This is a genomic window from Rubeoparvulum massiliense (assembly GCF_001049895.1).
Taxonomy (GTDB): Bacteria; Bacillota; Bacilli; order Rubeoparvulales; family Rubeoparvulaceae; genus Rubeoparvulum; species Rubeoparvulum massiliense.
This window is the reverse complement of sequence record NZ_CVPE01000003.1, coordinates 88,933-103,227: the sequence shown is the minus strand read 5'-3', so window position 1 is coordinate 103,227 and position 14,295 is coordinate 88,933. Positions and strand designations below refer to the sequence as shown.

Here is a 14,295-nt window from a genome sequence, read left to right as displayed (position 1 = left end):
CTTCAATGAAAGTAAAAAGTGGTTTCTAGGTAAATGTTCTTGATATGCTATGATAGTACTTACGTATCCCCGATTGATAATGCAGCATAGAGATAGACTAGGCAGATTTTTTAAATAAAAAGGCAGGGAGAAACATGACAAAACAGCATGTAGGTATCATCTATGGAGGCAAATCATCAGAGCACGAGGTGTCATTAAGGACGGCAACGGCCATTATCAATGCTATTGATGGGAGCAAATACGAAGTTCACCCCATCTATGTGGATTTACAAGGACAATGGTTCATGGGTGAACCAGTCGGTAAGATTGAAGCTGTGAATCAGCTCCGTTTGAATCAGGCTGCTGAACTTACTTCACCCTTCCTACTCCATGACCAACTGGATGTAGTCTTTCCCGTTATCCATGGTCCCAATGGTGAAGATGGAACATTGCAAGGCTTACTACAACTAGCTGATATTCCCTATGTCGGTTCTGGTGTAATGGGGTCTGCAGTAGGGATGGATAAGGTACAGGCCAAAGTGGTTTTTGATTACTATGGTCTACCCCAAGGTAAATTTCTCTCCTTTACACGGAAACAATGGAAGCAAGATCAAGCGAGTATCGTTCAACAGCTTGAACAAATGTTCCCCTATCCCATGTTTGTGAAACCAGCTAATCTCGGCTCCAGTGTAGGGATTTCCAAGGCAAAATCTCAAGAGGAGTTAATCGAAGCCATTCACTTTGCGGCTCGCTTTGATTTCAAAATTATTGTGGAAGAATTTATTCGTGGGCGGGAAGTAGAGATTGGTGTTCTTGGAAATGATGAATTAATCACCTCTGTGGTAGGAGAGATCGTCTCAGCGAATGATTTTTATGACTATGATGCGAAGTATAAGGATAACTCGACGAAGCTTCATATTCCAGCCTCCATACCTCAGCACGTGGCTGATGAGATGGCAGTCTTAGCCAAACGTGCCTTTAAAGCACTTGATTTAAGTGGATTAACACGCGTTGACTTCTTCTGGGATGAAGAGCAGGATCAACTCTATATTAACGAAGTGAACACTTTACCTGGCTTTACACCAGTGAGTATGTATCCCATGCTTTTCCAAAAAGCCGGTCTCTCTTATTCCGAATTGATTGAACGTCTGCTACAGCTCGCATTAGAAAAAGCCGAAGAGCGCAGACAGAACCAAGTGATGATCATTGAACTGGATAATTAATTGCCATCGTTGATCTCAGAGCGATGATCAAGAAGGGGCTGTTCCAAAAGTCAGGAGAACCGACTGATGGAACAACCCCTTCTTTCATGATACGATACGCAGCGACATTTTAGCATTTAGCATCAAGCTTGATCATTGCATCAAGCTTTGACAGGGAGCAAGGCTTCAATTACCTTTTCTAGCGTCATCCCCCGCGATGCCTTAAAGAGCAGGGCATAGTTCGGTAGGAGATAGGGCTGGAGGGCTTCTGCAAGCTCCTGGTGTGTGGTGCAGTGTTGCTTCCTTCCTTCATAATGGTGATGAAAATGCTCCATCGATTCTCCCAGGGTAAAGACGCAGGATAATTGGGAAGCATAGCTGTTTACATAATCACCCAGCCCAGCATGGAGTTGGGCGCTGTCTTCTCCAAGCTCGAACATATCGCCAATCACCAGCACCTTTTTCTTCTCAGGAAGAATGGAGGCAAAGGTGTCGATGGCCGCACGCATCGATGTAGGGCTCGCATTATAAGCATCATTGATCAGTAATGCTTCATTTTTCCCGATGATTCGCTCGAAGCGCATGCCAGAGATCTGTAGTGTTCGTGCTTGCTCTTGTAGTGCCTCGATGGAGGCGCCGAGAAGATGAGCGAGTAAGAGCCCTGGCAAGAGATTGGATACATTATGCTTCCCATAGAGCGGGATCTGGCAGGGGAATGAGATCTGTTCGCCAATTCGAACCTGAAAGTGGGTCCCATCTGCATCAGCATGAATAGCTGTTGCCTGAATATCCGTATCATCGGAGGAAATACCGTAGAGATATACTTGACCTGCATAGCGGGAGCTCATGGCGCGAACCAAAGGATCATCACCATTCAACAGTAAGCAGCCCTTTGGATCAGTATGGGTAATCAGTTCAGCTTTTGCTTCGGCGATTTTCTCCCGTGTTCCAAAAAATTCAATATGGGCATCATTGACATTGGTGATGATGCTGTAGTTGGGTTGAACAAGTTGGCCGAGAAAATCAAGCTCTCCTGCATGATTCATCCCCATCTCGATCACAGCCATCTCATCATCCTCAGCAATTTGGAGTAAGCTTAAGGGAACGCCGAGATGATTATTAAGATTTTTATATGTAGAGTAGGTTTTAAAGCAGGAGCGGAGAAGGTGGGCAGTCATATCCTTCGTAGTTGTTTTACCATTGCTACCTGTAACGGCGATGATACGAGTAGATAGGAGCTGGCGATAAGCAGCTGCTAAGGCTTGCAGTGCCTTCTCTGTATCGTCAATGAGAAAGACAGTGCAAGAGGGTGGGATGGTTTGAAGATAGGTGGAATCGGAGAGAATGATGGCATGAGCACCATTTTGGAGGGCATTAGGAATAAATACATGACCATCACGGGTACCGCTCGTCAAGGGAATAAACAGATTACCTGGTTCCACAAGGCGGGAGTCAAATTGAACACCATTCCATTCTTTATTCGTTCCTGCTTGAAGCACATGGAGATTCATGGTTGCTGCTAAGGCTTGTTGAAGCCATTCAAGTTGTAACATGGTCTTAACCCCTTTGCTAATATGTAACCCTTATTGTACAACAGCTGTGGCACTTTTTCATCTCTACTTTGCATGCTATAATGAATAAGCAGAACAGGTAGAAGGGAGGCAAAGATACCATGGTAGAGAACTGTATTTTTTGCCGCATCGTGAATCATGAGATTCCAGCTAAGATTATCTATGAGGATGACCAGGTCGTAGCTTTTCATGATATATCTCCCAAGGCTCCCGTCCATGTCCTTATTATTCCAAAGAAGCATATTCCTACGCTGGCTCATGTACAAGAAGAGGATTTGCCATTAATTGCTCACATTCACAAGGTAGTTCTTCAGCTTCAGCAAGAGCTAGGCTTACAGAATGGCTTCCGTCTCATTGCTAATTGTGATAAGGGTGGTGGCCAAGAAGTATTTCATCTTCACTATCATATGCTTGGCGGAGGCAAGATTGAAGCCTTCCCTGAGTAAAAAAGGGGCAACAATTTCATACAATTGTATTATTGTTGTTGACCTCAAAAACTACATTGGATAAAATGAATGATGAACCTTTTTGCGTATTGTTGAGCAAAAGGGACGTACTGGTTTGTTCGGAGGGAGGGAAATCAAGTGGCTGAAGTAAAAGTGCGGAAAAATGAATCCTTAGAGAGTGCTCTTCGTCGTTTTAAACGTTCCACTTCCAAAGATGGAATTATTCAAGAAGTAAGAAAGCGTAGTCACTATGAAAAGCCTAGTGTAAAACGCAAGAAAAAATCTGAAGCAGCACGGAAACGCAAGTATTAGGAGGGCATTTCATGGATTTACAGGAACAATTATCAACAGATATGAAGGAAGCAATGAAGGCGAAGGATAAAACTAGCCTATCTGTGATTCGTATGATTCGTTCCGCGCTGAAGTATGATGAGATTCAGCGGAAACGTCCATTAACAGACGATGAAGCACTAGCTATCGTGGTTCATGAAATGAAATTACGGCGTGACTCCCTCCAAGAGTATGAAAAAGCAGGTCGAGATGACCTGGTTGAACAAATTAACGAAGAGATGCGGATTATTGAGAAGTATCTTCCCAAACAAATGGATGAGGAAGAATTACGCCAACTGATACAAGCTACCATCGCTTCAGTTGGTGCCACCTCCAAAAAAGAGATGGGTAAGGTAATGGGTGCCATTATGCCAAAGGTAAAAGGACGTGCAGATGGTACACTTATTAATCGCCTAGTTCAGGAATACTTACAATAAAACGTAAAAGAGACGACCCACTGGGTCGTCTCTTTGCCTTTCTTAAGACTATTGAATTGTAATGGTATGGGTTGTCGTAGACGTGAGTCCATTGCTATCGGTCACAGTCAAGGTCACGGTGTAGGTACCAGCCTTGGTATACCGATGACGGATGAGTTTGCCTGTAACAGTATTACTTCCATCACCCAAATTCCATGTATACTCAGTGATTACTGGGTCATCACCAATTGCTTTGGAATCTGAAGCATCCAACACAACAGTCTTATTTACTCTTGCTGTAGGTGGAGCTTTAATCATGGCGATAGGTGGCTCACCTACTTGATCGCCAGGCTCTCCAGGCTCATTCCCTTCTTCAACGAAGAGGCGTCCTTCAGCGGTAGCTTCTGCTTTATTGCCTGCTTGATCTCGAACGCGGACAACGATGAGAGCGCCATTTAATTGAAGACCTGCAGGAACGACCCAGGTTCCTTCATAATGTCCAGCTTCAACCTCTGTCATAGTAGAACCATTGTTAGCTAGATCTATATTTAGATTCATATCCAACTCAATGGTGAAGGATGCATCTAAGCCTTCTTCACCATCGAAGGAGACGGTGAGGAGATCCCCATCCATTAAGTGCTGATCGGTGGCAGGCTGAAGGTTATTGATGGCTGGACCAACTAAATCAACGAAAATGGTTCGTGTCATTACGGTTTCATTACCTGCACGGTCCAGTGCTTTCACTGTGATTGTAAATTCTCCTTCATTCACCATGAGACGATGAGAGAAGGTGCCATCCTCATTCACTTCTGCTGCCTCTTCATTGACAAGGAGCGCAGTAAAATGCGGATCAATCACTTGACCTTCTACCCTTATCACTTCACTATTGACCTTCTGTTGGTCAGCAGGTGAGCTCACAGTTAGCTCTGGTGCAGCTTGATCCAAGGTAACTGTAATGGGTTGTGAGCGGTCTGTGACCTTACCATTCACCATCACCTCTGCAGTGAGGATGTTCTCGCCATCATGGAGTGTCGTCTCAACAGCGAATTGACCGTTCTCAATCAATCCTGTTCCTACTATCTCTTCTCCATTATAGAGTTGAATGGTGGCACCATCAGCAGGCGAAGTACCTTCAACGGTAATTAGCTGTTGATTGGTGTGTGCATCATTTACTGGTGAGGTAATGATGGGAGCACCCACTTCATAATTAACGATGGCACGGATCATGTAGTTTCCTTCATCTGCTGGTGAAGGACTCCATGCTCCATCAACCAATTGGTAAGAACGACCTGCATTCGGACCATTTTCATCGGTGCCTAATCCAGGTGCATTGGGATGAGGCTGTGTCTGGATATAGGCGATATAGAAATCACCAGAGGTCATGATGGTATGCTCACCTAGATCAACATGGGTCCAGGTGCCATCACGTTTTGCTGTGGCAGCAAATGGTCCGGCAAGCATCTTTCCAGGAGCACCACCTGCACCCGTGCTATCAAAAATGGCTACTTGGAAGGCAGTACCACCAGGCGTTGGCCAGGTTGTATCCCAGAAGCGGATGAGTGCACCAGCCACTTGGACTTGCTTGCCTTCTTCTGGACTCATGCGAACAGCCCATCCATTGCCTGCTTCGTAGAAGGCGCGAGCATTTTCTGCAGTGCCATCATCATATTTGATTTCACCAGGGTATCCGATAAAGGGCTTCAAGGCGACCTGTAATTGAATCGTCTCATTACCAATAATCTCAACGGTTACTTGTTTCGCACTATATTCAGAGGCATAGATGGATAAGGTATATGCTCCTTCTAGTGCTTCTAATTGGAAGCGGCCCTCATCATCTGTAGTTACAGGTGCGATTCTTGCATCTTCCAGCAAGGTTAAACGAGCATTTGCAATGGGTTGACCAGAGCGTTCATCAACGACAGTTCCTTCCACTAATCCCTTTGGAATGGGTTGTAGGAAGAAGTTTACCGTACTTGTACTATTATCTTGGATGGTAATTGGCTTCGTCTGTGGGTAGTACCCATAAGCTTCTGCTTGAACGGTAAAATCACCAGCCGAATGAACCATGGAGAACCGACCATTACTAGGATCAGTTTTCACACTACGACCTGATTCTAAGACGGTGACTGTTGCATGGGAAGGTAAGCTTTCTAGCCCAGGATCTGTGATGGGAAGTGCGTTGAGCTCAGCTTGAGGAGCTACGATTGTTCGATTGAGCTGAAATTCTAAAGAATGCTCAGCTTCTTTGCCCTTATTAAGGTCAGGTGTACCTGGGAGCTCTACTGGCTCAAATCGTTTTACTTTTGTCAGCGGATTCCCATCAGCATAGCTTGTAATCTTTACATCGTCGATATACCAGCCTAATTTATTCACACTACCATCGGATGTTAGGCGGAAGCGAAGTTGGATGGAATCACCAGCATAGGCATTAAGATCATGCCCAACCAATCGCCAATCCCTTCCATCGGTACTATGTGAATAGATAGCAAGGCGTTGCCATTCATCGCTATTGACTCGTTTTACTTCGAGGATTCCCTTATCCCATTGGCTAGAGGGAGTGCCTTCGATTTCATACCAGTGGAAGAAGGTTAGCGCAGCGTTGTTATAGTTGGTTAAGTCAATGACAGGGGAAAAGAGTGAGAAATCACTACTGCTATCATAGGTACCAGCTAAATTGGTTGCCCATACATTGGCACCAGAGATGGCAGAGTTCGGGCCAGATGTTGGCACACCGCGCTCCCACTTATCTTTAGTTCCGCTATGGGCCCAACCATTATCATCTTCACCTTCGAAGTTATCATAGAAGATGACGGTAGGTGCGATGATGGTTACAGAGGCTTCCTCAGAGTATGCACTTTCATTCTGACTGAAATCGATGGCTGTTACTACATAGTAGTAGGTTTGATCTTCTGTGATTGTCGTATCTTCATAGCTTGTGTTAGAAGTTGTTCCTAAGGCAGTATACGGGCCACCAGATTGATCACCACGATATACTTTATACTCTTTCACATCTTGGTCATTGGATGCATTCCAGGTGAGTCGTACATTACCTAACTCATTTCCAGTAGCTTGTAAATTGGTAGGTGCTGCTGGTGCTTCTTCATCTGCACCGATCAGGGCGATGTCATCAATATACCAGCCATCACGGGTTACAGAATTATCAGAGGTTTGATTAAAGAGAATGAAGATTTGTTGTCCTACATAGGGAGTTAAGTCGATAAACTCCTTCTTCCATCCATCGCTTAGTCCGGTATACTCTTTGATTTTTACAAATTCGTAATTACTGTTAGCACTGGCAATATAGACTGCGCCTTTATCGTAGTTGGTCTCAAGATTATACCAGTGATGGAAGGTTAAGAAGGCTGCTCGTGATTCACCTGTTAAATCTAATGGTGGCATGAGCAGGTAAGCATTCGCACCACTACTATAGGGACCTGATAGGTTGGTTGCCACTACCTTGGCACCAGAATATGCACTACCTGGTCCAGAAGTGGGTTCTCCCCATTCCCATGTACTATTGGTACCACCTGTAGAGAAGCCATAGAAATCATTCTCGAAGTCTTGGAAATATCCTGGGGTGACACCATTGGAGATCTCAATTTGGTAGGTGGCAGTTTTGAACCCATTATTTCCGTAATCGTTGACACGCAGATAATATTCCACACCCTCTGAAGAAAGAAGGCTCGCAGGAATGCTTCCTTCATAGGTGCCATTGCGGTAGTCGCCACTGGTCCGATTCATGGGAAGATAGGTCCAGTGACGATCTTTCTTGTTGCGAGCAAAAGCTTCTACATCTACAACGCCTACATTATCTGATACTTCAGCAATCAACGGAATATCCATGCCTGCAAAAGCAAAGGTGACTGGAGTATGGTTTAACACAGGTTCTTCTAAGTCATCACCTTCAACAAGTACGCGACCATTCAAAGCTCCTAATCCACTAACCACAGAGCCAACGGCTGCCTCTGCATTGATAATTCCATGACCATATCCATTGTTGGGAGCTTCAGGGAAGTTTGCATCGGTCAGTGGTGTGGCAGTATTCACAATAATCTCTTCAAGATCATCTACCGTTAAGGAAGGATTGGCCTGAAGAAGTAAAGCTGCTAGAGCTGTTGTATGAGGTCCTGCCATGGAGGTACCATTATAGTTCGCGTAACCTCCACCTGGAATCGAGGATCGAACAGCCACCCCAGGAGCTACTACCTCTGGCTTTAACTCACCATAAGGTGAAGGGCCTTGCAAGGAGAAGCTCGCCAATTTATTATTGATATCTGTAGCTCCGGTGGCGAAGGATTCAGGATAGTTAGCAGGATTGGCGACAGACCCTGGACCACCAGGATTTCCAGCACGGGTGTTTCCAGCGGAGAATTCTGGGAAGATCTGAGCATCACGCCAGGCTTGTACCATAGGACGGTACCATTCATCCATACCGGGACCGCCACCCCAAGAGTTATTCACCACATCAGGAGCCAATTCTGGATGGAGATTGCCTTGGGCATCTCGGGGCGCAATGATCCATTGGCCACCATCGAGGAGGATGGCATCGGTGGTAGATGGATTAAAAACACGTACAGCGATCCACTTTGCACCAGGAGCAACTCCGATTTGGTTACTGCCATCGGGCTCTGCTCCTACCATGGTTCCCATGGTATGGGTTCCGTGGCCATCGGTATCTGTTGGTAACCCACCGCGACGGCTGTGGGCGTCATACCAGCTGAGCTCTGGGTTCACTACATTCCCATTCGCATCGTAGCCTCGCCACATCCGTTGAACAGCGGGGTGATTGATATCCACGCCAGTGTCCAAGTTGGCAACCACAGTACCTGTTCCATCGATTCCCATTGCCCATGCTGATGGTGCATTAACAGAATAGAGATTCCAGCCGATGGGGTCGTTTTCAGGTTGGGCTGCAATTTCAAGCTCTGCTGCAGGTTCAGATCGGTCAAGGAAGCGTTCTTCATTAGGAAGAACCTTCGCAACTTCAGCGAAATTTGCAATCTCCTCCATCACTTCTTTTGTACTGGTGATGGCCATGGCATTCACAATAAAAAAGCTGCGGTATTCCTTGACTTCACCTTCCTTTTGCTTTTTATCAAGATAGTGAGTCAACTGGATCTGTGTACGCTCAGAGGTTTCGCGTAAAGCGCTGACTACTGCTGAACGAACCGTTAGCTTTTGCTGTGCAACGCTCTCATTATTAGAGAGTGCACGTTCCTTAGCCAGTTGAGCCACTCGTGTTGTATCGGTCTGTTCTTCCATTTTAATGAGATACGTGACATACTTTTCATCATCAAACTGTGAGGCTAATTTTGCATCGATTTTTTCTGTGGCCAATTGTAATGATGAAACAGCATCTGCTTTGGCAGATGTGGATGAGGTAGCATATACAGTGGGTGCTAACGAAATCACCATGAGAATTGCCATCATCATTGAAACCAAGCGTTGCCATTTTGATTTTCTCAATCCGCTTCTTCCCCTCCCATTTTAATTTGACAAGAGTTGGTGAGACGCCTACGGTAAAAATCGGAACAGACTTATCTAGTTGCTGCTTTTGTTACATCCCTCCTTCTTGGTTTTAATTGGCCTCTTTTTTGCGTTCATCCAGTAATAAAAAAGAGCACCGAATTTCCAGTATATTACTTCAACATATTTTGGAAGAACCCTCCATAAATTCAGACAAGTAAGAAAATTAGTAAAATTTAACTATCAGGCGAGGTGATGTAAGAAAGAAGGCGGATGTTCCTGGTGGATGAGGATTGGGACATAAGGAGTCCTACCTGTTACCAGCTATGAAATTGGAATCTACCTTATCCAATGTGTAAATATCTGGTATAATAACGAAGAAACTGCTGGGTTATTAATACGTAGAATAGTACATGGGGAAATTATTCTTCATCGATCATGGGAAGGAAGGAGGTATCATATGATTGGGGAAAGAAGAATGACCCGTCTTACGACCATTTTCCTGCTCCTAGCATTAAGCTTTTTACTCCTAGGGTATCCAACATCAGAGGTTCAAGCGGAAAGGGGAGGAGAGCAGCTTGTCTATGTGGTAGAGCTTAATCAGCCCATTGAACGGGCGCTTCTCATCTACTTACAGCGCGCTTTTGCCGATGCGAAGGAAGCAAATGCAGATGCTATCATTATGGAGATTACAACACCTGGAGGTCGTGTAGATGTAGCAGGACAAATTGGGGAATTGATCCGTTCCTCTCAGGTACCCGTTACAGCATATATCAAGGGGGAGGCATTCTCTGCAGGGACTTATCTAGCTCTTAATGCTACACATTTGTTAATGGCTCCTGGAAGTACCATGGGAGCAGCTACACCAATTTATCTAACAGGGAATATGGCAGATGCAAAAGTCATGGCTGCATGGAAGGCCAAGATGACATCAGCAGCAGAAATGAATGATCGTGATCCGATTTATGCAGCTGCCATGGTAGACCCAGAGGTTGAGATTCCAGGGATTAGTAAGCAAGGGGAGGTCTTAACACTAAATCCAGGAATGGCCCAGGAGGTAGGGTATGCTGATGGGGTAGCCCAGAGTATTGATGAGGTTTTAGCATGGCTAGACTTCACTGTTGCTAGCATTGAAGAGATTCGCCCATCCTTTGCGGATCAACTAGCTAACTGGATTACCAATCCAATTGTTGCATCCATTTTATTAGTATTAGGGATCTTAGGGATTGTTGTAGAGCTATTGGTTCCTGGCTTTGGCATTGCCGGTGGAATCGGTGCTGTCTCCATGTTACTTTACTTCTTTGGCCATTATCTAGCTGGCTTTGCAGGGATGGAAACCATCATCCTCTTTATCATCGGTGTAATTCTTCTTCTCATTGAAATTTTTGTTCCTGGTTTCGGGATTTTTGGAGGACTCGGAATCATTTCATTGTTAATCAGTATTGTGTTGGCTGCAGCAAGTTCTGCACAGGGCTTACTCTATTTAGGAATTGCCATGGCTGTCACGATTTTTGCTAGTTTGGTCCTTATTCGAATCTATGGGGTGCGTAAGCTGTGGAATCGCTTTATTCTCCAAGATGAGCAGAAAAATGATGAAGGCTATGTTTCTGCAAAGCGAAGAGATGATCTCCTCCATCAAGAGGGGGTGACCATCACACCACTTCGACCTGCTGGCGTGATTCTAATTCAGGGTGAACGGGTGGATGTGGTATCTGAAGGCGAGTTTATTGCAGCTAATCAACAGGTAGAAGTGATTCATGTGGATGGAGGTCGTATTATCGTTCGACCTACTCGAAAAAAGAACGAGGATTAGAAAGGGGTATTATTGATGCCTGGAGTTATTGAGTTAACGACCATATTGATGGTGGCTGTTATTATCATTGTACTTGCCATATTTTTTACCTTTGTTCCTGTGATGCTCTGGATTTCCGCCCTCGCATCTGGGGTACGTGTTGGCATATTGACACTTGTTGGGATGCGCCTGCGTCGGGTCGTTCCTTCAAGAATTGTGAATCCTTTGATTAAGGCACGCAAAGCAGGGATTGACTTAACCACCAATCAACTAGAGAGTCATCATCTTGCAGGTGGTAATGTGGATCGAGTTGTAGATGCCTTGATCGCTGCGCAACGTGCCGATATTCCTCTTGGATTTGAGCGGGCGGCAGCTATTGATCTTGCTGGTCGTGATGTGTTGCAGGCTGTGCAGATGAGTGTCAATCCGAAGGTGATTGAAACTCCCGTTGTTTCTGCTATGGCCATGGATGGAATTGAAGTGAAGGCACGTGCTCGTGTTACTGTTCGTGCTAATATTGATCGTCTTGTGGGTGGAGCAGGTGAAGAGACAATTCTTGCTCGTGTAGGTGAAGGGATTGTCACTACAGTAGGCTCGTCCGTCCATCATAAAGATGTATTGGAGAATCCTGATAAAATTTCGCAAACGGTGTTGAATAAAGGATTGGATGCAGGCACTGCCTTCGAGATCCTCTCCATCGATATTGCAGATGTGGATGTAGGTAAAAATATTGGTGCGAAGCTCCAGACTGATCAAGCAGAGGCAGACAAGCAAATTGCTCAAGCTAAAGCAGAGGAACGACGTGCCATGGCGGTTGCCCATGAACAGGAGATGAAGGCCAAGGTTCAAGAAATGAAGGCCAAGGTGGTAGAAGCGGAAGCAGAGGTACCTCTTGCCTTAGCTGATGCCTTACGGAATGGAAAGATGGGTGTCATGGATTATGTGAACTACCAGAATATTTTAGCTGATACTAATATGCGCCAGTCATTCGGTCAAACGCCAGATTCATCCCATGGTGATCGGAAGAAATAGAAGAATGAACGGAACAGCCTTGGGGGGTGTACGCAGTGAGTACGATTTTGATCATCATAGCGCTTTACTATTTGATTCGTAATGTAAGAGGTGCCATAATATCTGGAATGGAATCACGTCAAAGGGTTCAAACAAGTACACCAAGACCGGTTCAAAGGTCAGTTCAAACGCAGACATCGCTCAGTCGCCCTACTCAAACACGGGAGCCCTATACTTCAAGCCGTCGAGTAACTACTGTTGTGACAGAGGAAATGGACGAAAGTGACCAGCGTGAGATGAAGGGATCTTTCCAAGGACGTAATGAAAGTCAAGAGCAGCACGGATTCATTGCAGATCTAGAAGATGATCATGGGAAGGAACACGAGGGAATAACTTTTGATCAGGCACGTCAGGGTATGATCTGGTCGATTATTTATGGGCCTCCCCGTGCCCACCGCTCCCTTTCTTCGGAACGACTTCATCCATAATCCCTTCCTTGAGATCAAGCATAACCCCCTTTTTTCCTGCATATCTATGTGGGGAAAAGGGGGCTTTTTGATGGGAAAGTGGAGCCGCCGTCTACAACGGTTCACAACAGATATTCTAAACATACCGGAAGATGCCATTCTGAATCTGCCACGAATCACGGTAATTGGTACATACCAGGCTTATATTGAGAATCATCACGGAGTGCTTATCTTTAACGATGATGAACTCCGTTTATTACTAAAGAATGGACAACTCCGAATTGCTGGAAAGAATCTATCCATTCGCACCATTTATAAAGAGGAACTATTTCTTGAAGGTGAGATTACAGCTATGGAGTTTTTGTCAATTTAGGAGGGGAAACCAGTGTGGAGTGAAAGAATCATTCATTGGTTTAAAGGGAGTATCTGTGTTGTGGTAGATGGGCTCTATCCTGAGCGTGAGCTAAACCGTTTGGTGATGGAAGGAATTCCTTTATGGCAGGTGAAACGTCTTTCACAGCGTCGGCTCCAGTTCTGGATGAGCCGTCAGGATTTTTCAAAGCTCCGTCGTTTGCGGAGACGTAGAGAAGTGAAGATACATATTATAAAGAAGCAAGGCGTGCCGTTTCGCTTGCGTGCATTAAAACGGCGCAATGGCATCGTCATAGGTGCTCTTTTTTTTCTCATCTCCATGTACATGCTCTCTCAGTTGGTATGGAAGATCGAGGTGGAAGGAAATGAACGTATTTCCACCCCGCAGGTACGGCAAGTTGCCGAGGAACTGGGTATTAAACAGTGGGAATGGATCAGGCGAGTCAATGATGTAAAACGAATGGAGCTCGCCTTACGGGAGGCCTTACCCGATGTATCATGGGTTGGATATACCATTGAGGGAACCACAGTGCGTATTACCATTGTGGAAAAGGTGCGTCCAGAAGCATTACCCAACCAACCGCAGCATCTTGTTGCAACGAAGAAGGCTCGCGTCCATCGGATCATCGTGACGAAGGGACGTGCTGTAATCAATGAGAACACCTGGGTAGAGCCAGGTGATATCTTAATCTCCGGTTATTTGCCCCAGGGTGGCATAGAGGGGGAGGGTACTGGGACAGAGCAGTTAGTCATGGCTGAAGGGAATGTGATGGGAGAGGTATGGTATGAAGCTGAGGTTGAAGTACCACTTACTCAGCAGATTCAAACCTTCACAGGAGAGAAACAGAAGGTGACTTCTTTACTATTGGGAGATTATCAGATCGGCTTTCATGGTCAAGAGGATGTGCCATATGATCGCTTTGAAAAAAGAGAAGAATCACAGTTTCTTAACATCTTTGGCTGGCGTATTCCCTTAGGAATGAAGAAGGAAGTCTATTGGGAAACGCAGGAATTACAACAGGAACGCAGTGTTGATGAAGCGATTGATCTCGGCAAGCGACAGGCAAAGGAACAATTGAATCGGGCAATAAGCGGTAAAGGAGAGATTCTCGAGGAGAAAATTTTACAACAACGGGTAGAAGGTGGTAAAGTAACGTTAAGGTTTCTCTATGTTGTAATGGAGAACATTGCAAAACCAAAGCCGATTATTCCATAATAGAGGTAGCTGTAATAAAAATATATG

Annotated in this window: 11 protein-coding genes; 9 read left to right on the top strand and 2 right to left on the bottom strand. The window is 45.2% G+C overall.

Features of this window, described 5'->3' with window-relative positions:
* The first annotated feature begins 134 nt into the window (after window positions 1–134).
* Window positions 135–1,202 (top strand): D-alanine--D-alanine ligase, encoded by a 1,068-nt coding sequence (locus tag BN1691_RS00635; RefSeq protein ID WP_048600327.1) that lies wholly within the window; start codon window positions 135–137, stop codon window positions 1,200–1,202.
* Window positions 1,203–1,342: 140 nt separating this feature from the next.
* Here the strand turns inward: BN1691_RS00635 and BN1691_RS00630 are convergent, their stop codons facing one another.
* A complete protein-coding gene (locus BN1691_RS00630; protein ID WP_048600326.1) occupies window positions 1,343–2,734 on the bottom strand; it encodes a UDP-N-acetylmuramoyl-tripeptide--D-alanyl-D-alanine ligase in 1,392 nt (463 codons plus the stop codon).
* A 119-nt stretch (window positions 2,735–2,853) separates the two neighbouring features.
* Between BN1691_RS00630 and BN1691_RS00625 the strand changes: the two genes are divergently transcribed.
* The 3 genes from BN1691_RS00625 to BN1691_RS00615 all read left to right on the top strand — a co-directional run bounded on the left by BN1691_RS00625 (window position 2,854) and on the right by BN1691_RS00615 (window position 3,965).
* A complete protein-coding gene (locus BN1691_RS00625; RefSeq protein ID WP_048600325.1) occupies window positions 2,854–3,198 on the top strand; it encodes a histidine triad nucleotide-binding protein in 345 nt (114 codons plus the stop codon).
* Window positions 3,199–3,336: 138 nt separating this feature from the next.
* Window positions 3,337–3,510 carry a 30S ribosomal protein S21 gene (gene rpsU, locus BN1691_RS00620; protein WP_048600324.1) on the top strand — a complete coding sequence of 58 codons (174 nt, stop codon included), beginning with the start codon at window positions 3,337–3,339 and terminating at the stop codon, window positions 3,508–3,510.
* An 11-nt stretch (window positions 3,511–3,521) separates the two neighbouring features.
* Window positions 3,522–3,965: a GatB/YqeY domain-containing protein gene (locus BN1691_RS00615; RefSeq protein WP_048600323.1), complete on the top strand. Its 444-nt coding sequence runs from the start codon at window positions 3,522–3,524 to the stop codon at window positions 3,963–3,965.
* 48 nt (window positions 3,966–4,013) lie between these two features.
* Here the strand turns inward: BN1691_RS00615 and BN1691_RS00610 are convergent, their stop codons facing one another.
* On the bottom strand, window positions 4,014–9,377 hold the full coding sequence (locus tag BN1691_RS00610; protein WP_048600647.1) for a S8 family serine peptidase: 5,364 nt from the start codon (window positions 9,375–9,377) through the stop codon (window positions 4,014–4,016).
* A gap of 493 nt (window positions 9,378–9,870) precedes the next feature.
* On the opposite strand from BN1691_RS00610, the gene BN1691_RS00605 reads away from it, so the two are divergent.
* The 5 genes from BN1691_RS00605 (at window position 9,871) to yqfD (ending at window position 14,268) form a co-directional block, all read left to right on the top strand.
* Entirely contained in the window at window positions 9,871–11,223 is a 1,353-nt protein-coding gene (locus tag BN1691_RS00605; RefSeq protein WP_053083668.1) for an NfeD family protein, read from the top strand.
* 15 nt (window positions 11,224–11,238) lie between these two features.
* The gene (floA, locus tag BN1691_RS00600) at window positions 11,239–12,234 is read left to right on the top strand and encodes a flotillin-like protein FloA (RefSeq protein WP_048600322.1); all 996 of its coding nucleotides are present in this window, start codon (window positions 11,239–11,241) and stop codon (window positions 12,232–12,234) included.
* Between the two features lie 35 nt (window positions 12,235–12,269).
* Window positions 12,270–12,701 (top strand): hypothetical protein, encoded by a 432-nt coding sequence (locus BN1691_RS14315; protein ID WP_147545533.1) that lies wholly within the window; start codon window positions 12,270–12,272, stop codon window positions 12,699–12,701.
* 70 nt (window positions 12,702–12,771) lie between these two features.
* A complete protein-coding gene (gene yqfC / locus BN1691_RS00590; protein WP_048600320.1) occupies window positions 12,772–13,053 on the top strand; it encodes a sporulation protein YqfC in 282 nt (93 codons plus the stop codon).
* Window positions 13,054–13,065: 12 nt separating this feature from the next.
* Window positions 13,066–14,268, top strand: coding sequence for a sporulation protein YqfD (gene yqfD / locus BN1691_RS00585; protein ID WP_048600319.1), 1,203 nt, complete (start codon window positions 13,066–13,068; stop codon window positions 14,266–14,268).
* Window positions 14,269–14,295 lie beyond the last annotated feature (27 nt).

Excerpts from the sequence above, each read along its gene's own strand:
- yqfC (WP_048600320.1), top strand. The coding sequence starts at position 12,772 with ATGGGAAAGTGGAGCCGCCGTCTACAACGGTTCACAACAGATATTCTA.
- floA (WP_048600322.1), top strand. The coding sequence starts at position 11,239 with ATGCCTGGAGTTATTGAGTTAACGACCATATTGATGGTGGCTGTTATT.
- BN1691_RS00625 (WP_048600325.1), top strand. The coding sequence starts at position 2,854 with ATGGTAGAGAACTGTATTTTTTGCCGCATCGTGAATCATGAGATTCCA.
- BN1691_RS00615 (WP_048600323.1), top strand. The coding sequence starts at position 3,522 with ATGGATTTACAGGAACAATTATCAACAGATATGAAGGAAGCAATGAAG.
- BN1691_RS00635 (WP_048600327.1), top strand. The coding sequence starts at position 135 with ATGACAAAACAGCATGTAGGTATCATCTATGGAGGCAAATCATCAGAG.
- BN1691_RS00630 (WP_048600326.1), bottom strand. The coding sequence starts at position 2,734 with ATGTTACAACTTGAATGGCTTCAACAAGCCTTAGCAGCAACCATGAAT.
- BN1691_RS00605 (WP_053083668.1), top strand. The coding sequence starts at position 9,871 with ATGATTGGGGAAAGAAGAATGACCCGTCTTACGACCATTTTCCTGCTC.
- BN1691_RS00610 (WP_048600647.1), bottom strand. The coding sequence starts at position 9,377 with ATGATGATGGCAATTCTCATGGTGATTTCGTTAGCACCCACTGTATAT.